Source organism: Kitasatospora sp. NPDC057738 (assembly GCF_042798815.1).
Taxonomy (GTDB): domain Bacteria; phylum Actinomycetota; class Actinomycetes; order Streptomycetales; family Streptomycetaceae; genus Kitasatospora; species Kitasatospora lactacystinica.
Genome location: NZ_JBHVJT010000036.1, coordinates 1 through 20,360, shown reverse-complemented (window position 1 = coordinate 20,360; position 20,360 = coordinate 1). Strand labels below are relative to the sequence as shown.

Genomic DNA, 20,360 nt, shown 5'->3' with positions numbered 1-20,360 from the left:
CCCCCGGGAATCGGGAATGGCGGCGCGCCGGTCGTTCGGGGCGGCTGACGGCGTCGGTCGCGGGTTCCGCCCGCCGGTCCTCGCGGGGCCCGTCGGCCCGCGCGGGATCAGTCGACGTCTTCCTTGGCCCGCTGGGCCCCGCCCTGGCTGCGGACGATGGCCCGCACCAGGAATCCGAAGCCGATCGCCATGACCAGCGGCGGCACGATCGCGCTGACGTAGTCCATCAGGTCACTCCTCCTCGGTCTTCTCCGCCGTCGCGGCGGAAGCCTTCGGCTCCGGCTTCACCAGCGGGAAGAGCACCGTCTCCCGGATGTTCTTGCCGGTCAGCAGCATGATCAGGCGGTCCACGCCGAGGCCGAGGCCACCGGTCGGGGGCATCGCGTACTCCAGGGCGCGCAGGAAGTCCTCGTCCACCTGCATCGCCTCGACGTCGCCGCCGGCCGCCAGCAGCGACTGGGCGGTGAGGCGGGCGCGCTGCTCGACCGGGTCGACCAGCTCGGAGTAGGCGGTGCCGATCTCGGTCCCGAAGATCACCAGGTCCCACTTCTCGGCCACGCCGGGCTGCGAGCGGTGCTGGCGGGTCAGCGGGGAGACCTCGGTCGGGTAGTCCTTGATGAAGGTCGGCCGGACGGCGTTCTCCTCCAGCAGGCGCTCGACCATCTCCAGCACGATCTGGCCGTGGCCCCAGTCCTTCTCGAACGGGATGCCGTGCTCGGCGGCCAGCTTGCGCAGCTCCTCGACGCCGGTCTCCGGGGTGACCTCCACGCCCAGGTGGGCGGAGATGCCCGGGTAGACCGCGACCTCCTCCCACGGCTCGGCCAGGTCGATCTCGTGCTCGACGCCGTGCGCGTCCACGCCCTTGATGACCGTGGTGCCCAGTGCGTCCCGGGCCGCGTTGACGATCGTCTCGCGGATCAGCTCGGCCTGGGTGTCGTAGTCGCCGTACGCCTCGTACGACTCCAGCGAGGTGAACTCCGGGTTGTGGGTGGAGTCCGCGCCCTCGTTGCGGAAGTTGCGGTTGATCTCGAAGACCTTCTCGGCGCCGCCGACCACCAGCCGCTTGAGGTACAGCTCGGGGGCGATGCGCATGTAGAGGTCGATGTCGTACGCGTTGATGTGCGTCTTGAACGGACGGGCGTTGGCGCCGCCGTGCACCGGCTGCAGCATCGGGGTCTCGACCTCGATGTAGCCGCGGTCCTCGTAGGTGCGGCGGATCGAGCGGACGACCTTGCTGCGCAGGTGCAGGATCTCGCGGGCCTCGGGGTTGACGATCAGGTCCACGTAGCGCTGGCGGACCCGGGCCTCCGGGTCGGTCAGGCCCTTGTGCTTGTCCGGCAGCGGGCGCAGGCACTTGGCGGTGAGCTCCCAGCGGTCCACCATCACGGACAGCTCGCCGCGCTTGGAGGTGATCACCTCGCCCTCGACGCCGACCTGGTCGCCGAGGTCGATGTCGGTCTTCCAAGCCGCCAGCCGCTCCGCGCCCAGCTTGTCCAGCGAGAACATCACCTGGAGGTCGCCGGTGCCGTCCCGCAGGGTGGCGAAGCAGAGCTTGCCGCCGGTGCGGGAGAGGATCACGCGGCCGGTGACACCGGCCCGTTCGCCGGTCGCGGTGTCCGGCTCCAGGTCCGGGTGCTTGGCACGCAGGTCCGCGATGGTGGTGGTGCGGGGGAATCCGACCGGGTACGGGTCGACGCCGGCCGCCCGGAGCCGGTCCAGCTTCTCGCGCCGGACGCGCATCTGCTCGGGAAGGTCGTCGGTCGCGGGAACAAGGCTCTGATCGCTCACCCCACAAGGGTAGCCAGCCACACACGGTGCTCCGCGCCGGGATTCCCGCGGGGGAGGCCGTGACGGCGGCCTCCCCCGGGGAACGAGCGGTCGGGTCAGCCGTTGCGGCGGGCCCGGAGCCGGCGGGCGGTGACCAGACCGGCGGTGCCGAGCACCACGGCGGCGGCGCTCGTCGCGGCCAGCGGCAGGGCGGCGGAGCTGCCGGTGGCGGCCAGCGGGCCGCCGGAGGTCCGGACGCTCCCGGTGCCGCCGGTGCCGGTGCCGCCGGTGCCCGTGCCGGTCTCCCGGACGGGGCTCGTGGAGTCCTTGTCGCTGAGGCCGGCCGGGACGACCGCGGTGGTCGGCGCGGGGGAGGGGTCGGTGACGGGCGCGGTGGTGGGCGTCCCGGTCGGGGTCGGGGCGGGGGTGCCGCCGGTGCCGGGGGTGGTGGCCGGGGCGGCCCGCAGGGAGACCTTCAGCAGGTCGTTGGCGGGGTTGCGGTCCCAGCTCATGACGGCGCTGGGGTGGCCCGGCTCGTAGTCGCTCGCCATGTTCTGCAGCGAGACCGTCGCGGTGAGCTCGTCGGTGCCCGCGGGGACCGAGAGGGTCAGCTTGTGGGAGTTGGTGGCGCCGGCCGGGATGAAGAACCCGCCCAGCCCCTCGCAGTTGAACTTGTTGAGCGGCTTGTCGGACTTCTGGCCGAGGACGTAGTCGTTCGGCCGGCAGGTCGACGGCAGGCCGGTGACGGTGACGCCTTCCGGGAACTGCACCTGGAGTTCGGGCGCGCTCTCGCCGCCGCTGCGGTCCATGATCGAGGCCGGGCCGCCGCTGACGGCGCCGAGGGTGAAGGTGCCGGTGGTGCCGGAGGCGTCCGGTGCCCAGGCGCCGTTCACCGCGAAGTCGGCGTCGTTGTCGGCGAGGACCTCCTGCTCGGTGGAGTAGGCGTTCATGTCGAGGCCGTCCGGGATCCCCTCGCCGGAGGTCGGCACCAGGGTGGCGGGAGCGCCGGTGCCGCGCTGGAACGACATCCGCTTGCGCAGGTCCGCGGCGCTGCTGCCGCTCGCTCCCTCGGCGGGGAAGACGGAGTAGTCGGCGAAGGCGTAGCGGGCGTCCGCGCCCACGGTGAGGTCGAGGCCGTTCAGCTTGACGGCCTGGCCGGGGGCGATCTCGCCGTCGATGGTGCAGATGCCGTGCACGGTGGGCATCGGGGAACCGAAGCCGTGGCCCGCCCAGTCGCCCTTGTCCTTCGCGTACTCGCAGTTGGAGGGCCAGGTGGCCACGTCGAGGCCCGGGGTCAGGTAGACCTCGACGACCGCCCGCCGGGCCGCGACCTCGCCGTGGTTGGCGAAGGCGAGAGTCGACGGGAGCGTGCTGCCGACCTTGACGTCACGCTGCTCCGAGGGCTCCTTGGTGCGGAAGCCGGCACCGCCGATCTCCACCTGGATGTCGGCCTCGGCGGTCTCGGCGCCGGGGGCGCTGAGGGTGGCGTGGACGGTGCCGGTGGAACCGGGGCGGACGCCCGCGACGGCGCTCAGCCACGGGTGGCTGGTGATGTTGATGTTCTCCAGGTCGAGGCGCCAGATGTCGCAGGTGATCACCTTGCCCGCGGTGGCGCAGCCCGGGACGGCGAGCGTGGCCAGCCCGTCGATGCCGATGGTGTCGAACGCGAGTTTGGCGCCGGTCACGACGTCGGTGCCGGTCCGGCCGATCCGCAGGTGGATGTTCTCGCCGAACTGGGGCTGAGGGGCCGGCTGGGTCGAGATCTGGATCGTGCCGGTCGGGAAGATCCGGAGCTGGGTGCCGGCGGCGTGCGCCGGGACGGTCGCGGTGCCGGCGGCCAGGGCGGCCACGATCGTGGCCGTGCCCGCGCCGAGGATCCGGCGCGTGCGAGTCGAAAGCATGTGAATCCCCCGCGGTTGGAGTGGTGAGGCTCCGCACCCTAGGGATTGTTGAACGGTCGTCAACCCGGTTGATCAGTGGCCAATTCGCCCAGGACGGGATCGAACGGCCTGGTCATCGGGGTGAAGGTTATGAAGACGTGATCGACGGCGGCCGGCGGGATCACGGCATTGTCGACACATGGACCGGCCTGCGGGCGATGGGCCGGCGTGCCGGCGGAGGGCGGCGCACGAACGGAGGGGAGACCGCGGTGGCGGTCTCCCCTCCGTTCGGCGGATGGGCCGGTTCAGCCGGTGCCGGTGGCGAGTTCGACGTCCTCGGTCTCCTCGGGGGACAGGTCGGCGGGCGGGGCGGGCCGGGCCGGGGGCTTGGGGCGGCGGCCGAACAGCTCGGCGGGGGTGGGCATCCGGTGCGGACGGGGCGGGGTCTTCGCGGCGGCGGGCTGCTCCGGGCGGGACTCGGTGCTGCTCATGGTGGTCCGTCCTCCTACGGGGGTGGGGTGACTGTGCGGCGGTGCGGCGGGGCTCGGTACGGCCACCAGGTGGCGGGGCTGCCCGGTGTGGAGGGCGAGCCGTTCGCGGACGGCGGCCTCGGCCAGCGCGTGGCAGCGCCCGGCCAGCCGGGAGCGGCGGGCCCGCTCGCCCTGGCCGCAGGGCTGGCGGCTCAGCCCGCGCAGCGCGGTGAGGTCCTCGGGCCCGGGCAGGTACCCGTCGGACACCGCGTCCTCCAGCCGCTCCAGGTAGCCGGGGGCGCTGCCGGGCAGGGCGGAGCGGTAGCGTCCGAGGTCGGCGAGCAGGAAGGCGCGCAGTCGGCCGCCCTCCTGGACGGCCTCGTCGATCGCCTCGGTCAGGCGCAGGGCGTCCTGGACGTCCTCCGCCCAGAGTTCGGCGCCCGGCCCGGCGAGGGCCGGCCGGTCGGGCCGGAGGTGGAGGGGGACGGCGGGGTGCAGGGCTTGGGCGAGGGCTCGGCGCAACACGCGGACTTCGTCGGCGCTGAAGGCCATACCGCCGCGCGATCCGTGTGGCGTAGGCATGGGCTGACACTACGTGAGGAATATCCGATTTGTCGGTAACGTCGCGCCGAACCACCCATGTTCGGCCTGGTGAAAAAACCTTTCGCCGCCACCTGTAACGCCATCCGGGGGCCAGCTGGTCATCCAGGTGTCAGGGGAGAACGAGCGAGGGGGCCGGGCAGGATGCAACCGGACGGTCAGGGGAAGGCGTCCCGGGGCGGGCGGCGGGACGAGGACTTCCAGGCCTTCGCGGCCGCCCGCGCCAGACCGCTCTACCGGTCGGCCTGCCTGCTCGCCGGCGGGGACACCCACCTCGCCGAGGACCTGGTGCAGGAGGCGTTCGGGCGGATCTACGTCCAGTGGCACCGCACCTTCCCGTTCGGGGCCAAGCGCCGGATCGACAACCCGGCCGGGTACGCGCACACCGTGCTGGTGCGGGTCTTCCTCTCGCACCGCGGCCGCCGCTCCAGCGGCGAGCGGCCGGTCGACGCGGTGCCGGACGGCGAGGCCCCGCAGGGCGACCCGGAACTGCGGCTGGCCCTGGTGGACGCGCTCGGCCGGCTCGCGCCGCGCGACCGCGCGGTGCTGGTCCTGCGCTACTGGGAGGACCGCAGCGTCGAGGAGACCGCGGCGATCCTCCAGCTCACCCCGGGGGCGGTCCGGACCCAGTCCTTCCGGGCGCTCGGCCGGATCCGCGCGTTGCTCGGCGGCAGCCTCGACGAGCTGGCCGAGCGCTGAGCCGGCCGGCACGGCACGGCGCGGCGCGGCAAGGCGGCGTCTCCGCACTACTCACGTCAACTCGATTGGTAGAGAGGTAGGTTCAGCATGTCCGCTGAGCACGACGGGCCCGACGAGCGGTTCGAGCAGTCCTTCACCGAGGCCCTCGGCCGGGCGGGCGGGTCCTACGACGCCGAGGCCACCCGGCTGGTCGACACCGGCTGGTCGTACGGGCGCCGGCTGCGCCGCAGGCGGCGGATCGGCACCGTGGCGGGCGTCGCCGCGCTGGCCCTGGTCGGGGTGGGCGCGGCCGGGATCGGCAGCCTGCTGCCCGGGCCCGGCCCCGTGCCGAGCGGCCCGGCGTCCGCCGGCTCGGCCTCCTCCGGTGCGGCGGCGGGCCCGCCGGTCTCCGGCCCGGAGTTCCAGCGGATGCTCACCGAACTGCTCCCGCCGGGGACGGTCCAGGTGGGCGAGGCGCGGGGGACCGAGAGCGACACCCCGCAGCTGCGGCTGGTGCTGGACGACGGGAACGGTCCGGTCCAGTACCTGTTCTGGATCATGCGCAACGGCGTCGAGCCCGGCTGCCTGGGCCCGCTTCCGGGCGACGCCTGCAGCGAGACCGACCTCCCCGGCGGCGAGCACCTGACCCTCTACCAGGCGGGGACGCGCCCCGGCGAGCCGGCCGGCTCCAAGACCTGGTCCGCCACGTTGACCGGGCCCGGCTACGAGATCCTGCTCCAGGAGTGGAACCGCAAGCCGCTGGACCAGGGCACGCCGATCACCCGCACCGACCCGCCGCTGACGCCGGACGGACTCGCCGCGGTGGTGAAGGACCCGCGCTGGAAGAAGGTCGTGGCGGCCATCCCGAAGGACCCGCGGGCGGGTAAACCGCTCCCGACCCCGCAGCCGGGAGCGACTCTGCTCACCGTCCCGACACCCGCGCCGACCGGCCTGACCACCCTGCGGCCCTCCGACGCGGTGGCGGGGGCCACGTCGGCCCTGCCGGGCCTCCCGACCCCCGGCCGCTGAGCGCCGCTCAGCTCGCGGGGCGGTTGCGCTCGTACACCAGGCGCAGGCCGATCAGGGTCAGCCACGGCTCGTGCACGTCGATGGTGGCGGCCTCGCCGAGGACCAGGGAGGCGAGACCGCCGGTGGCGATCACCTGGACGTCGTCCGGGTCCTTGGAGAGCTCCCGGGCCATCCGCTCGACCAGGCCGTCGACCTGCCCGGCGAAGCCGTAGAGGATGCCGGACTGCATGCCCTCGACGGTGTTCTTGCCGATCACGTTGCGCGGGCGGGCCAGCTCGATCTTGCGCAGCTGGGCGCCGCGGACGCCGAGCGCCTCGACCGAGATCTCGATGCCGGGGGCGATCGCGCCGCCGACGTAGTCGCCGCGCGCGTTGACGGCGTCGAAGGTGGTCGCGGTGCCGAAGTCGACCACGATGCACGGGCCGCCGTACAGGTGGTTGGCGGCCAGCGCGTTGACGATCCGGTCGGCGCCGACCTCCTTGGGGTTGTCCATCAGGACGTGCACCCCGGTCTTCACGCCGGGCTCCACGATCACCGCGGGGACGTCGCCGTAGTAGCGGCGGGTCACCTCGCGGAGCTCGTGGAGCACGGCGGGGACGGACGAGCAGATCGCCAGGCCCTCCACCGCGGCCTCCTTGACCGCGGTGTGGTTGCCCATCAACCCCTGCAGCAGCACCGCCAGTTCATCGGCCGTGCGGCGCGGATCGGTGGAGATCCGCCAGTGTTCCACCACGTCCTCGCCGTCGAACAGGCCGAGCGTGGTCTGGGTGTTGCCGACGTCGATGGTGAGGAGCATGGGCCGCTTTCTGCGAGTCGGGACGGGGCTGCGCGGGTCCGGACGGTCAGGCGCGCAGGTCCAGGCCGATGTCCAGGATCGGCGAGGAGTGGGTGAGCGCGCCCACGGCCAGGTAGTCGACACCAGTCTGGGCGACCTCGCGCGCGCTGGCCAGGGTCAGTCCGCCGGAGGCTTCCAGCTTCGCCCGGCCGGCCACCAGCGCGACGGCCTCCTTCAGCTGCCCGACGGTGAAGTTGTCCAGCAGGATCAGGTCGGCCCCGGCCTCCAGCACCGGCGTGATCTGCTCCAGGGTGTCCACCTCGACCTCGACCGGCAGCTCCGGGTACGCGGCCCGGACGGCCCGGAAGGCCTCGGCCACGCCGCCGGCCGCGACCACGTGGTTGTCCTTCACCAGCGCGGCGTCCGAGAGCGCCATCCGGTGGTTGGCGCCGCCGCCGCAGCGCACCGCGAACTTCTCCAGCGCGCGCAGGCCCGGGGTCGTCTTGCGGGTGTCCCGGACCACCGCGCCGGTGCCCTCCAGGGCGTCCGCCCAGGCGCTGGTCGCGGTGGCGATGCCGGACAGGTGGCAGAGCAGGTTGAGCGCGCTGCGCTCGGCGGTCAGCAGGTCGCGGGTGCGCGAGCGGACCGAGAGCAGCACCTGGCCGGCCTCGACTCGGTCGCCGTCCTCGACGTGCCGCTCGACCTCGAACTCCTCCTCGCAGACCAGCGAGACGACCGCCTCGGCGACCCGCAGGCCGGCCACCACGCCGGCCTGACGGGCGGTGAAGTCGGCGGTGGCGACGGCGTCGGCGGGCACGGTCGCCACCGAGGTGACGTCCTCGCCGCCGGCCAGGTCCTCGGCCAGCGCCAGGGTGGCGATGTCCTCGACCTCGACCGGGTCCAGCCCGGCCTGCTCCAGCAGCTCGGCCAGCTGCGGGTCAAGACCGGTCTCGTAGCCCTCGCCGTCGCCACAGGCGCAGCCGTCGCCGCAGCCGCCCTGGTCGGCCAGGGGGAGTTCCTCGTGGGAGTGGGTCATGGTTCTACTGCTCCTCAGGGGTGCTGACGGGACCGCCGGTGGCGGCGAGGGTGGTGATCAGGTGGCGCCGCCAGTGGGCGTCGTCGCGCTCGGGGAAGTCCTCGCGCCAGTGGCAGCCGCGGGTCTCCTCGCGCTGCGCGGCGGCCGCGACCAGGGCGGTGGCGACCAGCAGCAGGTTGGCGGCCTCCCAGGTCTCCACCCGGGGGTCGGCCGGCTTCTCCTCGGCGACGTGGGCGTAGGCCTGTTCGGCGAGGAGTGCGAGCCCGGCGGCGGTGTCGGCCATCGAGGCGGCGGAGCGCAGGATGCCCGCGCCGCGCGACATCAGCCGCTGGATCTCGGCGCGCGCCTCGGACGGGGGCAGCGGGACGGGCTGCGCGGCGCGCGCGGCGGCGACGTCCACCGCGCGCTCGGGCAGTTCGCCGGACCGGTCGCGGCCGGCCAGGTCGGCGGCGATCCGCTCGGCGAAGACCAGGCCCTCCAGCAGCGAGTTGGACGCCAGCCGGTTGGCGCCGTGCACGCCGGTGCAGGCGACCTCGCCGCACGCGTACAGGCCGGGGACGGTGGTGCGGCCGTGCCGGTCGGTGCGGACGCCGCCGGAGGCGAAGTGCGCGGCCGGGGCGATCGGGATCGGCTCGGTGACCGGGTCGATGCCGTTGGCGCGGCAGAAGGCGAGGATGGTCGGGAAGCGCTGCTCCCACATCTCGGCGCCGAAGTGCCGCCCGTCCAGGAACATGTGCTGGGCGCCCTGCTCCTGCATGCGCCGGGTGATCGCCTTGGCGACGATGTCGCGCGGGGCCAGCTCGGCCAGCTCGTGCTGTCCGACCATGAAGCGGACGCCGTCCGCGTCCACCAGGTGGGCGCCCTCGCCGCGGACCGCCTCGGAGACCAGCGGCTGCTGGCCCTCGGCCTCCGGACCGAGCCAGAGCACGGTGGGGTGGAACTGGACGAACTCCAGGTCGGTGACGGCGGCGCCGGCCCGCAGGGCCAGTGCCACGCCGTCGCCGGTGGAGACCGCCGGGTTGGTGGTGGCGGAGAAGACCTGGCCCATGCCGCCGGTGGCGAGCACCACCGCGCGGGCCCGGACGGCGCCGACGCCGTCGCGCTGGCCCTCGCCCATCACGTGCAGGGTCAGTCCGGCGGCGTGGCCCGCCGCGTCGGTCAGCAGGTCGAGGACGAGCGCGTGCTCGATCAGCTCGATGTCCGGGTCGGTGCGGACGGCGGCGACCAGGGCGCGCGATATCTCGGCGCCGGTCGCGTCCCCGCCCGCGTGGACGATCCGGCGGCGGTGGTGGCCGCCCTCGCGGGTCAGCAGGATCTCGCCGTCCTCGCCCCGGTCGAACAGGGCGCCGGTGGCGATCAGCCGGCGGACGGCGTCCGGGCCCTCGGTGACCAGGGTGCGGACGGCCTCCTCGTCACAGACGCCGGCGCCGGCCACCAGGGTGTCGTCCAGGTGCTGTTCGGGGGTGTCCCCGTCGCCCAGGGCGGCCGCGACGCCGCCCTGGGCCCAGCGGGTGGAGCCCTCGTCCAGCACGGCCTTGGTGACCACCATGGCCCGCAGGCCGGCCTTGCGGACGTTGAGCGCGACGGTGAGGCCGGCGACCCCGGAACCGACCACGACCACGTCGGTGGTGGCGGTCCAGCCGGGGGCCGGGGCGGTGAGGCGGTGCGTGGACATCGGTGGGTGGCTCCTTCAGCGCGAGGCGGCGTCGGCCGCGCCGTTGCCGCCACCGTACGCCGCGTCGCCGCGCAGCAGTCCGGTGCCCTCCTGGGCTTCGGCCGGGTCCCCGCCCAGGCCGGTGATCCGGTTCCGCTCGTCCACGAAGACGACCTTCGGCTCGTAGCCCTTGGCCTCGGCGGTGTCCATCTGCCCGTAGGCGATGAGGATGACCAGGTCGCCCGGGTGGACCAGACGGGCGGCGGCGCCGTTGATGCCGATCACGCCGGAGCCGCGCGGGCCGGCGATCGTGTACGTCTCCAGCCGGGCGCCGTTGTTGATGTCGACGATGTGGACCAGCTCGCCGGGGAGCAGGTCGGCGGCGTCGAGCAGGTCCTCGTCCACCGTGACGGATCCCACGTAGTGCAGGTCGGCCTGGGTCACGGTGGCCCGGTGGATCTTGGACTTGAGCATGGTGCGGAGCATTGCGGGTCACGCCTCCTGTGAGTGCATGCCGGAAGGGGGGTGGTGCCGGTGGTTCAGCGGCAGATGACGTGGACGTTGTCGATCAGGCGGGTGGCGCCCACCTTCGCGGCGACGGCCAGCACCGCCTCGCCCTGGAAGTCGTCCGCCGCCTCCGAGAAGTCGTGCGGGTCGATCAGGGCGAGGTAGTCCGGGGTGACGCCCTCGGCGCCGTCCAGGGCGGCCGCGGCGGCCTCGCGGACGGCCTTCGGGCCCTGCGCGGCGGCGTCCCGGCCGGCGAACAGGGCCTTGGACAGGGCGAGCGCCTGCGCGCGCTCCTGCTCCGAGAGGTAGCGGTTGCGCGAGGACCGCGCCAGGCCGTCCTCCTCGCGGACGGTCGGCACGCCGACGATCTCCACGTCGAAGTCCAGGTCGGCGACCATCCGCCGGATGATCGCCAGCTGCTGGGCGTCCTTCTCGCCGAAGAAGGCGAAGTCCGGGTCGGTGATGTGCAGCAGCTTGGCGACCACGGTCAGCACGCCGTCGAAGTGGCCGGGCCGGGTGGCGCCCTCGTAGCGCTCGCCCATCGGGCCGGCCGCCATGCGCACCTGCGGCTCGCCGTTCGGGTAGACCTCCTCGACGGACGGCGCGAAGACCACGTCGGCGCCGTTCTCCTCGGCCAGCCGCACGTCCTCGTCGAGGCTGCGCGGGTAGCGCTCCAGGTCCTCGCCGGCGCCGAACTGCAGCGGGTTGACGAAGACCGTCACCGCGACCCGGCCGTCCCGGCCGACCTGCTTGCGGGCGGCCCGGATCAGCGCGGCGTGGCCCTCGTGCAGCGCGCCCATGGTCATCACGACGGCGTTGTCCACCGGCTGCTCGTCCGGCCAGAACGCGGCCTCGAATTCGTCCACGGTGCGGGTCACGACGGCCCGGTGGACCTTGGGCGTCCGCTGGGGCTTGTTCGACTGCTTGCCGCGTGCCATCTAGCGCTTCTCCTCGTTCAGTACGTCCAGCAGCGCCGCCGCCGACGTTTCGTCGATCGTTCCGTTGGCGAGCGCCCGCTGCGCGGTGGCGCGGGCCATCGCACGGTAGGCCGCCGGGATGTCCGGGGACACCGTACTGAGCTGCGCCAGGTGGCGCCGCACGGTGCCCGAGTCGCCCCGGGCGACCGGGCCGGTGAGGGCCGCGTCGCCGGAGCGCAGGCTGTTGTCCAGGGCGGCGCCGAGCAGCGGGCCGAGCATCCGGCCGGGCTCGGCGACACCGGCCGTGCGCAGCAGGTCCATCGCCTGCGCGACCAGGGTGACCAGGTGGTTCGCACCGTGGGCGAGGGCGGTGTGGTAGAGCGGGCGGACCTCCTCGGGCACCCACTCGGGCTCGCCGCCCATCTCCACCACCAGCGCCTCGGCGACCGGCCGCAGCTCCTCGGGGGCGGTCACGCCGAACGGGCAGCCGGCCAGCCGGGCCAGGTCCACCGAGGTGCCGCTGAAGGTCATCGCCGGGTGCAGGGCCAGCGGCAGCGCCCCGGCCCGGGTGGCGGGTTCCAGGACGGCGACGCCGTGCGCGCCGGAGGTGTGCACGAGCAGCTGTCCGGGGCGGACCGCGCCGGTGGCCGCCAGCCCGGTCACCAGATCGGCCAGCGCGTCGTCCGGCACGGTCAGCAGCACCAGGTCGGCGGCGGCCAGCACCTGCGGCGGGGTGACGATCCGCACGCCCGGCAGCAGCGCCTCGGCGCGGCGGCGGGAGGTGGCGGACACCCCGGAGGCGGCGACCACGGTGTGCCCGGCGAGCTGCAGCGCCGCGCCCAGCGCGGGCCCGACCCGGCCGGTGCCGACCACGCCGACGGCCAGCCGGGCCGGGCGGTTGCCGGGGTCGCCGGGAGCACCGAAGACCTGGTCGCCGAGACCGTCGGCGAGCGGGGCGAACTCGCCGGAGTCGGCGAAGCCGGACGGATTCACGTCCACCCTTGTCCTGCCTTGTCCTGAATGACCGTTCCAGTCCACTCGACGGGTACCGGACGTACCGCCCCAGTCTACGGGCGCGCCCGAACGCCGGAGCGGATCCGCCTCGGCGGCTCAGTCGGTGGCCCCGGCCCGGATCAGCCCGGCCTCGTACGCCAGCACCACGGCCTGGACCCGGTCGCGCAGGCCCAGCTTGGCCAGGATCCGGCCGACATGGGTCTTCACGGTCGCCTCGGAGAGCACCAGCCGGGCCGCGATCTCGCCGTTCGACAGCCCCTGGGCGACCAGCAGGAACACCTCCCGCTCGCGCTCGGTCAGCGGGCCGAGGACGTCCGAGCCGGGTGCGCTCTGCGGAGTGGGCAGCACCTCGGCGAAGCGGTCGATCATCCGGCGGGTGGTGGTCGGGGCGACCACCGCGTCCCCGCCGTGCACCGCGCGGATCGCGGCCACCAGCTCGGTCGGCGGGACGTCCTTGAGCAGGAAGCCGCTGGCGCCGGCCTTGAGCGCGGCGAAGGCGTACTCGTCCAGGTCGAAGGTGGTGAGGATGAGCACGTGCGGGGCGTTCGGCAGCGGGCTGCCGTCCTCGGCCAGGCAGATCCGGCGGGTCGCCTGCACGCCGTCCAGCCGCGGCATGCGGACGTCCATCAGGATCACGTCCACCTCGGTGCGCCGCAGCTGCTCCAGGGCCTGCGCGCCGTCGCCCGCCTCGGCGGCGATCTCGATGTCGCCCTGTGACTGGAGGATCATCCGGAAGCCGGTGCGCAGCAGTTCCTGGTCGTCGACGAGCATCACGCGGATGGTCAAGGTGGGACTCCTTGGGGGGATGGACGGCGGACGGGGGCTGAGGACTGGACGGGGGCTGGGGGCTGGGGGCGGGGGCCGGACGGAGGGGCTAGTGGGCCGTCCTGAGCGGCAGGACGGCGCGGATCCGGAAGCCGCCGCCGGGGCGGGGGCCCACGTCGAGGCTGCCGCTGACCATGCCGACGCGCTCGCGCATGCCGATCAGGCCGTGGCCGAGACCGTCCACGCCGCCGGCGACCAGCTGCTCGTCGGTGCTGCCGCGCCCGTCGTCCTCCACCAGGACGGCCAGCTCGCGCTCGCCGAAGTCGACCGCGACCCGGGCGTGGACGTCGGGGCCGCCGTGCTTGCGGACGTTGGTGAGCGCCTCCTGGACGATCCGGTAGACGGTCAGCTCGACGCCGCGCGGCAGCTCGCGCGGCTGCCCGGAGGTGGCGTAGTCCACGTCGAGTCCGGCCGTGCGGACCTGCTCCAGCAGCTCCGGCAGCTCCTCGACGCCCGGCTGCGGCACGTACTCCTCGGCCTTGGTGTCGGAGGTGCGCAGCACGCCCAGCAGGCGGCGCATCTCGACCAGCGCCTGGCGGCCGGTGGAGGCGATCGTGCCGAGCGCCTCCTTCGCCTGCTGCGGGGAGTTGTCCAGGACGTACGCGGCGCCGTCGGCCTGGACGATCATCACCGAGACGTTGTGCGCGACCACGTCGTGCAGCTCGCGGGCGATCCGGGCCCGCTCGGCGGCGACCGCCACCTTGGACTGGGCGTCCCGCTCGCGCTCCAGCCGGGCGGCGCGGTCCTCCAGCTCGGTCAGGTAGGCGCGGCGCACCCTGGTCAGCCGGCCCCAGGCCCAGCAGAGGATGAACGGCGTGCTCATCAGCAGCGTGATCAGCGCCGCCTCGCCGAAGGTGTACGGGCGGGTGTGCGCGTCGCCCGCCCGGTCGAAGACCGTCTTCACCGGCTTCATCTGCCAGAACACCAGCGGCCCGGCGGCCAGGCCGGCCACCAGGGCCAGCCGGGAGGTCCACTTCTGGCCGAAGGCGGCGCCGGTGTAGGCGAAGACCAGGTAGGCGATCGAGGAGCCGCCCGGCGACACGTTCGCGACCACCTGGCCGACACCGATGCCCGCGGCGGCGGCCACCGTGAGGTCGGGGTAGCGCCGCCGGAAGACCATCAGCAGCGGCAGCAGCACCGCGACCAGGATCGAGGCGTCGGAGCGCCAGCCCTCGTCGAGGGAGGCGTCGTTCGGCAGCAGGCCGAAGAACAGCACCATCGACGCCCAGGCGGCGTCGACCACCATGGGGTGACGGCGGAGCCAGGCGTTGAGTCGATGCACGTGTCCAGCGTAGGCAGTCGCCCGGCGTGCCCAGGTCCGCCGGTAGGGCGATCCGTCCTACTCCGTAGGTCGGAGAAGCACCTGATCCGATGGGGAGGGGCGGTCCGGCGCCGGGTAGCGTCCCACCCCATGACTTGGATGCGGTGGGCGCCCGCCATGGAACAAGCCCTGTACGACCCCGGGCGGGGCTTCTACCGCAGGCCGGAGGGCCCCGCCGGGCACTTCCGCACCTCCGTGCACGCCTCGCCGAGGTTCGCCCGTGCGGTGGCCCGGCTGCTGCTGGAGGTTGACGCGGCCCTCGGTCGTCCGGAGGAGCTGGCCCTGGTCGACCTGGGGGCCGGGCGGGGCGAACTGCTCACCGGCGTCCTGGCCGAGCTGCCCGCGCAGGTGCTGGCGCGGCTGCGCCCGTACGGCGTGGAGATCGCCGACCGCCCGGCCGGACTGCCGTCCACAGTCCTGTGGACGGACGAGCCGCCGCGCGGGGTGACCGGGCTGCTGTTCGCCAACGAGTGGCTGGACAACGTCCCGCTGGACGCCGGCGAGGTCGACGAGGACGGGGTGCTGCGCTACGTCGAGGTGGACACCGCGACCGGGGAGCAGCGGCTCGGCGAGCCGGTGTCGGAGGCCGACGCGGCCTGGGCCGCCCGCTGGTGGCCGGTCGCGGAGCCCGGCGAGGTGGTGGAGTTCGGCGGCCCCCGGGACGCCGCCTGGGCGCGGGCCGTGGCCGGGCTGGAGCGCGGCCTGGCCGTCGCCGTCGACTACGGGCACACCGCCGGGCGGCGGCCGCCGTTCGGCACGTACGCCGGCTTCCGCGACGGCCGGGAGGTGGCCCCGGTTCCGGACGGCTCCTGCGACGTCACCGCGCACGTCGCGCTGGACGCCGTCGCCGCGCCCGCTCTCCACAGCCTGTGGACAACGCAGCGGGAGGCCCTGCGCGCGCTCGGTGTGAGCGGCGGGCGCCCGGCGCTCGCGCTGGCCACCAGCGACCCGGCCGGCTACCTGCGGGCGCTGAGCGGGGCGGGGGAGGGGGCCGAACTGACCGACCCGGGCGGGCTGGGCGGGTTCGGGTGGCTGGTACAGGCCGTCCGGATGTCGGAACCTGCGAGCCTGGCGCCCCTGCCGGGATGGCAGACTCTGGGGGCATGAGGGAGACCACGGTCGGCATCGGGGCGGGAGCCGAGAACTTCACCGGCGCGGCGGGCACCACCGACATGGTGCTCAACATCGGCCCGCAGCACCCGGCCACCCACGGCGTGCTGCGGCTTCGGATGCTGCTCGACGGCGAGCGCATCGTGAGCGCCGAGCCGGTGATCGGCTACATGCACCGGGGCGCCGAGAAGCTGTTCGAGGCCCGGGACTACCGGCAGATCATCATGCTGGCCAACCGGCACGACTGGCTCTCCGCCTTCTCCAACGAGCTCGGCGTCGTCATGGCCGTCGAGCGGATGCTCGGCATGGAGGTCCCCGAGCGGGCGGTGTGGATCCGCACCCTGCTCGCCGAGCTCAACCGGGTGCTCAACCACCTGATGTTCCTCGGCTCGTACCCGCTGGAGCTCGGCGGGATCACCCCGGTCTTCCACGCCTTCAACGGCCGCGAAGACCTCCAGCACGTGCTGGAGGAGGCCTCCGGCGGCCGGATGCACTACATGTTCAACCGGGTCGGCGGCCTCAAGGAGGACCTGCCGGCCGGCTGGCTCGGCCGGGTCCGCACCGCCGTCGCCACCGTGCGCTCGCAGCTGCCGGTCTTCGAGGACCTCGTCCTCGGCAACGAGATCTTCCGCGCCCGCACCGCCGGCGTCGGCATCCTCACCCGGGCGCAGGCCGAGGCGTACGGCGTCAGCGGCCCGATCGCCCGGGCCAGCGGCCTCGACCTCGACCTGCGCCGCGACGAGCCGTACCTCGCGTACGGCTCCGAGGAACTGCGCCAGGTGCTCACCGTGGTCACCCGCGAGGAGGGCGACTGCCTGGCCCGCTTCGAGTGCCTGCTGGAGCAGACCCTCAACTCGCTGGACCTCGCCGACGCCTGCCTCGACAAGCTCGCCACGCTGCCGCCCGGCCCGGTCAACCAGCGGCTGCCCAAGGTGCTCAAGGCGCCCGAGGGCAGCACCTACGCGTGGACCGAGAACCCGCTCGGGATCAACGGCTACTACCTGGTCTCGCGCGGCGACAAGACGCCGTGGCGGCTCAAGCTGCGCTCGGCGTCCTTCAACAACGTCCAGGTGCTGACCGAGCTGCTGCCGGGGACGCTGGTCGCGGACATGGTGGCGATCCTGGGGTCGATGTTCTTCGTGGTCGGCGACATCGACAAGTAGGGCGGTGCCGGCGGGTGGGCCGGGGCCGGCGGGCGGGGGTGGTGCCGACCGGTGGGCCGGTGCCGGCGGGTGGGGCCGGTCAGTCCTTCGCCGGTCGGTCCTTCTTGGACTTCCTGACCGGGTCCGCCGGGTGCGGGGCCACCTTGCGGTCGCCCTTGGTGGCGATCCGCTCCTCGCACAGCCGGGCCAGCACCTCGTACCCCTTCCGTCCCATCAGCTCGGTGAGCTCGGGGCGGTAGCTGACGTACACCGCCTCCGCGCCCTGGTGCGCCGCCGGGGCACCGGTGCACCACCAGTGCAGGTCGTGGCCGCCCGGGCCCCAGCCGCGGCGGTCGTACTCGCCGATCGTGACCTGGAGGTAGCGGGTGTCGTCGGGGCGGTCGATCCAGTCGTAGGTGCGGCGGACCGGCAGCTGCCAGCAGACGTCCGGCTTGGTCTCCAGCGGCTCGCGGCCCTCCTTGAGCGCGAGCGCGTGCAGCGCGCAGCCGGCCCCGCCCGCGAAGTCCGGGCTGTTCACGAAGATGCAGGCGCCGCCGACCCGGCGGGTCTGGCGGTCGCCGTCCTCGTCCAGCATGGTGATGCCGCCGTCGGACGTGATCCGGCCCTCGGCGTCGGTGCCCTCGGCGAAGTTCTCCCACAGCTCGGGGGTCAGCCGGGCCGCGTGCCCCAGGACGCGCTTCTCGTCGTCCTCGTCCGAGTAGTGCGCGCCGAGCGTGCAGCAGCCGTCCGACTCGCCGCGGCCCTCGCGGATGCCGTGGCAGCCCTGGCCGAAGACGCAGGACCAGCGGGAGGTCAGCCAGGTGAGGTCGCAGCGGAAGACCTGCTCCTCGTCGGCGGGGTCGGCGAACTCGACCCAGGCGCGGGGGAAGTCGAGCGGGACCTCGTCGCGAGGGATCTCGCGCCGCAGGGTCGGCATCGCGAGATCGACGGGGGCGGGGGCGGGGGCGGCCTCGGGCTTCGCCTTGGACTTCTTCTTGGACGTTTCTGCTGGTGCCACCCGGCAAGGGTAGAGCTTTCGGCGGCGGGAGCGCGGTGGCGGGACCGGTGGCGGGGCCCGAAGCGGGCCCTAAGCGGGGCCGAAGCGGGGCCTGAGCGGCGGGGCCGAACGGCGTGAAGGCGGGGTGAAGAGGTCCGGCGGGCCCTGCGGGCGGGTCCGGAGGCGGGCCTACGATGGCGGCCGGTCCGCCACGGACCGCTACCGGGCCGCCACCGGCCCGTGACGGGGAGGTACGGGGATGGCAGGCGGCAGCACCGGGGCGTCCGGCCGCGCGGGCGGGGAGTTCGTCCTCAAGCCGTGGGAACTGCACGGCGAGGGGCGGGAGTTCGAGAAGCTCGGCGGCGAGCTGGCGAAAGCCGTCACCGCCCTGGAACAGGGCCTCGCCGCGCTCGGCGCGCCCTGGGGGACGGACCGGCCGGGCAGCGGCTTCGCCGCCGTGTACGGGCAGGCGCGCGGTGAACTCGTCGGCGGGCTGCGCGGGTTGGCCGGGAGGGTGACCGGGGTCGGGGCCGGGCTGCACACCATGGCCGCGCGGACGGCCGACGCGGACAACTCGGCGGCGAGCGGGTTCGGGGCGACGGCGGTGCCGGGGGCGGCAGGTTCGGTGGTGCCGGGGGCCGCGGCAGGCGCGGCGGTGCCGGGGCCGGCGGCGGTTGCAGGGGTGCCGGGGGCCTCGCCGGTGGCGCCCGCGGTGCACTCCACGGCGCCGGGGGCAACCCCGGGGGCGGCTCCCGCCGTCCCCAAGGACATGTCGGTCTGACGGACCCGGCTCGAAGGGGGAAGCGCGTGTCCCGGAAACTGCCCGAGGAACTGGTCCCGGTGCTGGCCCGGACCGGCCAGCAGTGGCCGCAGGCCGACGAGGAGGGCCTGCGCAGGGCCGCCGGGGTCTGGCGCGAGTTCGGCAAGGAGGCCGACCGGCTCACCCGCCGCTGCGGCGAGTCCGTCCGGCGGGTCACCGCCGACAACTCCGGCCACGCGGTCGAGGCCTTCGGCACGTACTGGCAGAGCTTCAGCGCCGGCAACAAGGGCCACCTGGACGACGCGCACGGCGCGGTCGGGCTGGTCGCCGGGGCCTTCGACACCGCCGCGCGCGCCGTGGACACCTGCAAGGCCGAGATCGTCGCGACCCTGCAGCAGCTCGCCGCCGAACTCCGGCACGCCGAGGAGCAGGCGGCCAAGGCCAAGCAGACGGCCGCCGAGGTCGCCGAGGTCGCCGCGACGGCAGGCGGCGACCCGGCGCGGAGCGGGGTGGTCGGCGGACTGGAGAAGGCCGTCGGCGGCTTCGCGTCCAAGCTGAGGAACACCGCCACCGAGCAGGTCGCGGCGGGCGGGGCGGCCGTCGCCGTCGAGGCCGCCGGGCTGAAGATCGGCGGACTGCTCGCCGAACTCGGCCGCGCCATGAAGGACGCCCTGTCCGGCGTGCTCAAGGAACCGGCCGCCGTCGCCCTGCTGAAGCTCGGCACCGCGCAGGGGACGGGGATCACCGCCGCCTCGTACCGCGGCGGCGCGTTCGACCCGCTCGCCGCCGGGCTGCCCGCCGCCCTCGGCGAACCGGGCGTGCTCGGCGCGGACGGCTCCGGGCTGGTCCTGCTCGCCGGGAAGGACGGCAAGCCGCTGGTCGGCGTGCCCGGGCTGACGGTCAAGGTGGACGAGCACGGCACGCCCGTCCTCGGCCAGGACGGGCAGCCGGTCATCCTCCGCGCCGACGGCACACCGGTGGCCGACGCCACCGGGCTGCTGGTCGTCCCCGGGCCGGACGGCAAGCCGGTGGTCGGGGTGGCGGACCTCGCCGTCCGGCTCGACGAGCACGGGCAGCCGGTGCTCACAGACGAGAACGGCAAGGCGGTCCGCGGGGTGCCGCTCGCCGGGCTGACGCCGGGGGCGGGCGGGCCGGAGGGACCGGGGGGACCGGGGGGACCGGGGGGACCGGGGGGACCGGATGGGCCGGGCGCCGGGGGGCCGGGCGCGGGTGGGACGCCCGGCGGGCCGGCGGACCCGAGGACGCCGGGCGTGGTGACGGTGGCCTCGGTCGCGGTGGCGGATCCGGGGGCGGTCGTCGGTGGGCCGGACGTGGCGGTCGCGGCGAACGTGACGGCCGGGGCGTCGGCGGGGGCGTCGGCGGGCGGGGCCGGGGGCGGGTACGCCGCCGCCGGCGGCCCGCCGGGGCAGCACCGGGCGACGGGGAGCGGGGGCGGTGACTGGTCGCCACCGGCGTCGTCCGCGCCGTCCGCGCCGTCCGCGGTCGCGCCGGTCCGGCAGGGCGGCGGGCCGGCGGTCCGGGCGGACGGGGACTACCCGCTCCAGGCGCCCGCGGCCTCCGCGCACGGCGGTGGCGGTGGCGGTGCGGGTGGTGGTGGCGGAGGTGGGCCGGTGACCGTGCGGACGGACTCGGTGAGTGCGCCGGCCGCGCCCGTCACCACGCCGTCCGCCGGTGGCCCCGCGTCCGGCCCGGTGTACGGACCGGCGTACGGACCGGCGCCGGACGCTCCTCCGCCGGTCCGGCCGGTCGCAGTGCCCGGGCAGTTCGGGACTCCGGACGCGAAGGACGCGCTCGGCGCGGCGGCGGCGGGGTCGACCGTGCGCGACCGACGGCGGGGCATGCCGGTCTGCGTGGTGC

The 20,360-nt window shown here is 74.7% G+C and carries 17 protein-coding genes and 1 pseudogene; 6 read left to right on the top strand and 12 right to left on the bottom strand.

Going from position 1 to position 20,360, the window contains the following annotated elements; translation table 11 throughout:
• Positions 1–231: 231 nt before the first annotated feature.
• The 3 genes from lysX to ACFVGO_RS20520 all read right to left on the bottom strand — a co-directional run bounded on the left by lysX (position 232) and on the right by ACFVGO_RS20520 (position 4,699).
• Complete coding sequence (gene lysX, locus ACFVGO_RS20530; protein ID WP_359910479.1) at positions 232–1,788, bottom strand: bifunctional lysylphosphatidylglycerol synthetase/lysine--tRNA ligase LysX; 1,557 nt, start codon at positions 1,786–1,788, stop codon at positions 232–234.
• A 95-nt stretch (positions 1,789–1,883) separates the two neighbouring features.
• Positions 1,884–3,668 carry a hypothetical protein gene (locus ACFVGO_RS20525; RefSeq protein ID WP_380633238.1) on the bottom strand — a complete coding sequence of 595 codons (1,785 nt, stop codon included), beginning with the start codon at positions 3,666–3,668 and terminating at the stop codon, positions 1,884–1,886.
• Between the two features lie 284 nt (positions 3,669–3,952).
• Positions 3,953–4,699, bottom strand: a complete 747-nt coding sequence (locus ACFVGO_RS20520; RefSeq protein WP_359910485.1) for a hypothetical protein — start codon at positions 4,697–4,699, stop codon at positions 3,953–3,955.
• A gap of 162 nt (positions 4,700–4,861) precedes the next feature.
• On the opposite strand from ACFVGO_RS20520, the gene ACFVGO_RS20515 reads away from it, so the two are divergent.
• Positions 4,862–5,416 (top strand): SigE family RNA polymerase sigma factor, encoded by a 555-nt coding sequence (locus ACFVGO_RS20515; protein ID WP_359910488.1) that lies wholly within the window; start codon positions 4,862–4,864, stop codon positions 5,414–5,416.
• Between the two features lie 87 nt (positions 5,417–5,503).
• Complete coding sequence (locus tag ACFVGO_RS20510) at positions 5,504–6,424, top strand: hypothetical protein (RefSeq protein ID WP_380633235.1); 921 nt, start codon at positions 5,504–5,506, stop codon at positions 6,422–6,424.
• Between the two features lie 7 nt (positions 6,425–6,431).
• Here the strand turns inward: ACFVGO_RS20510 and ACFVGO_RS20505 are convergent, their stop codons facing one another.
• The 8 genes from ACFVGO_RS20505 to ACFVGO_RS20470 form a co-directional block, all read right to left on the bottom strand.
• The gene (locus tag ACFVGO_RS20505) at positions 6,432–7,220 is read right to left on the bottom strand and encodes a type III pantothenate kinase (protein WP_359910494.1); all 789 of its coding nucleotides are present in this window, start codon (positions 7,218–7,220) and stop codon (positions 6,432–6,434) included.
• Between the two features lie 46 nt (positions 7,221–7,266).
• Positions 7,267–8,235, bottom strand: coding sequence for a carboxylating nicotinate-nucleotide diphosphorylase (gene nadC, locus ACFVGO_RS20500; protein WP_359910497.1), 969 nt, complete (start codon positions 8,233–8,235; stop codon positions 7,267–7,269).
• Between the two features lie 4 nt (positions 8,236–8,239).
• A complete protein-coding gene (locus ACFVGO_RS20495; RefSeq protein WP_380633233.1) occupies positions 8,240–9,910 on the bottom strand; it encodes an L-aspartate oxidase in 1,671 nt (556 codons plus the stop codon).
• Positions 9,911–9,925: 15 nt separating this feature from the next.
• The gene (panD, locus tag ACFVGO_RS20490; protein WP_359910502.1) at positions 9,926–10,375 is read right to left on the bottom strand and encodes an aspartate 1-decarboxylase; all 450 of its coding nucleotides are present in this window, start codon (positions 10,373–10,375) and stop codon (positions 9,926–9,928) included.
• Between the two features lie 53 nt (positions 10,376–10,428).
• On the bottom strand, positions 10,429–11,334 hold the full coding sequence (gene panC / locus ACFVGO_RS20485; RefSeq protein WP_380357493.1) for a pantoate--beta-alanine ligase: 906 nt from the start codon (positions 11,332–11,334) through the stop codon (positions 10,429–10,431).
• Positions 11,335–12,198, bottom strand: a complete 864-nt coding sequence (locus ACFVGO_RS20480; RefSeq protein WP_380357507.1) for a Rossmann-like and DUF2520 domain-containing protein — start codon at positions 12,196–12,198, stop codon at positions 11,335–11,337.
• Positions 12,199–12,423: 225 nt separating this feature from the next.
• Positions 12,424–13,113, bottom strand: a complete 690-nt coding sequence (locus ACFVGO_RS20475) for a response regulator transcription factor (RefSeq protein WP_359910511.1) — start codon at positions 13,111–13,113, stop codon at positions 12,424–12,426.
• An 88-nt stretch (positions 13,114–13,201) separates the two neighbouring features.
• Entirely contained in the window at positions 13,202–14,398 is a 1,197-nt protein-coding gene (locus ACFVGO_RS20470; protein ID WP_380357510.1) for a sensor histidine kinase, read from the bottom strand.
• A gap of 165 nt (positions 14,399–14,563) precedes the next feature.
• On the opposite strand from ACFVGO_RS20470, the gene ACFVGO_RS20465 reads away from it, so the two are divergent.
• Both ACFVGO_RS20465 and ACFVGO_RS20460 read left to right on the top strand, forming a co-directional pair.
• Complete coding sequence (locus ACFVGO_RS20465; protein WP_380633230.1) at positions 14,564–15,580, top strand: SAM-dependent methyltransferase; 1,017 nt, start codon at positions 14,564–14,566, stop codon at positions 15,578–15,580.
• On the top strand, positions 15,577–16,746 hold the full coding sequence (locus ACFVGO_RS20460; protein WP_380357499.1) for an NADH-quinone oxidoreductase subunit D: 1,170 nt from the start codon (positions 15,577–15,579) through the stop codon (positions 16,744–16,746). The genes ACFVGO_RS20465 and ACFVGO_RS20460 overlap by 4 nt, the downstream gene beginning before the upstream one ends.
• 79 nt (positions 16,747–16,825) lie before the next feature.
• Here the strand turns inward: ACFVGO_RS20460 and ACFVGO_RS20455 are convergent, their stop codons facing one another.
• Complete coding sequence (locus tag ACFVGO_RS20455; protein ID WP_359910527.1) at positions 16,826–17,662, bottom strand: hypothetical protein; 837 nt, start codon at positions 17,660–17,662, stop codon at positions 16,826–16,828.
• A gap of 319 nt (positions 17,663–17,981) precedes the next feature.
• On the opposite strand from ACFVGO_RS20455, the gene ACFVGO_RS20450 reads away from it, so the two are divergent.
• The gene (locus ACFVGO_RS20450; RefSeq protein WP_380633228.1) at positions 17,982–18,503 is read left to right on the top strand and encodes a hypothetical protein; all 522 of its coding nucleotides are present in this window, start codon (positions 17,982–17,984) and stop codon (positions 18,501–18,503) included.
• Between the two features lie 26 nt (positions 18,504–18,529).
• Positions 18,530–20,360: pseudogene (locus ACFVGO_RS20445) on the top strand (hypothetical protein); the annotation flags it as partial.

Excerpts from the sequence above, each read along its gene's own strand:
- ACFVGO_RS20525 (WP_380633238.1), bottom strand. The coding sequence starts at position 3,668 with ATGCTTTCGACTCGCACGCGCCGGATCCTCGGCGCGGGCACGGCCACG.
- ACFVGO_RS20520 (WP_359910485.1), bottom strand. The coding sequence starts at position 4,699 with ATGCCTACGCCACACGGATCGCGCGGCGGTATGGCCTTCAGCGCCGAC.
- ACFVGO_RS20515 (WP_359910488.1), top strand. The coding sequence starts at position 4,862 with ATGCAACCGGACGGTCAGGGGAAGGCGTCCCGGGGCGGGCGGCGGGAC.
- ACFVGO_RS20510 (WP_380633235.1), top strand. The coding sequence starts at position 5,504 with ATGTCCGCTGAGCACGACGGGCCCGACGAGCGGTTCGAGCAGTCCTTC.
- ACFVGO_RS20505 (WP_359910494.1), bottom strand. The coding sequence starts at position 7,220 with ATGCTCCTCACCATCGACGTCGGCAACACCCAGACCACGCTCGGCCTG.
- nadC (WP_359910497.1), bottom strand. The coding sequence starts at position 8,235 with ATGACCCACTCCCACGAGGAACTCCCCCTGGCCGACCAGGGCGGCTGC.
- ACFVGO_RS20495 (WP_380633233.1), bottom strand. The coding sequence starts at position 9,910 with ATGTCCACGCACCGCCTCACCGCCCCGGCCCCCGGCTGGACCGCCACC.
- panD (WP_359910502.1), bottom strand. The coding sequence starts at position 10,375 with ATGCTCCGCACCATGCTCAAGTCCAAGATCCACCGGGCCACCGTGACC.
- panC (WP_380357493.1), bottom strand. The coding sequence starts at position 11,334 with ATGGCACGCGGCAAGCAGTCGAACAAGCCCCAGCGGACGCCCAAGGTC.
- ACFVGO_RS20470 (WP_380357510.1), bottom strand. The coding sequence starts at position 14,398 with ATGGTGGTCGACGCCGCCTGGGCGTCGATGGTGCTGTTCTTCGGCCTG.
- ACFVGO_RS20465 (WP_380633230.1), top strand. The coding sequence starts at position 14,564 with ATGACTTGGATGCGGTGGGCGCCCGCCATGGAACAAGCCCTGTACGAC.
- ACFVGO_RS20460 (WP_380357499.1), top strand. The coding sequence starts at position 15,577 with ATGAGGGAGACCACGGTCGGCATCGGGGCGGGAGCCGAGAACTTCACC.
- ACFVGO_RS20455 (WP_359910527.1), bottom strand. The coding sequence starts at position 17,662 with ATGCCGACCCTGCGGCGCGAGATCCCTCGCGACGAGGTCCCGCTCGAC.
- ACFVGO_RS20450 (WP_380633228.1), top strand. The coding sequence starts at position 17,982 with ATGGCAGGCGGCAGCACCGGGGCGTCCGGCCGCGCGGGCGGGGAGTTC.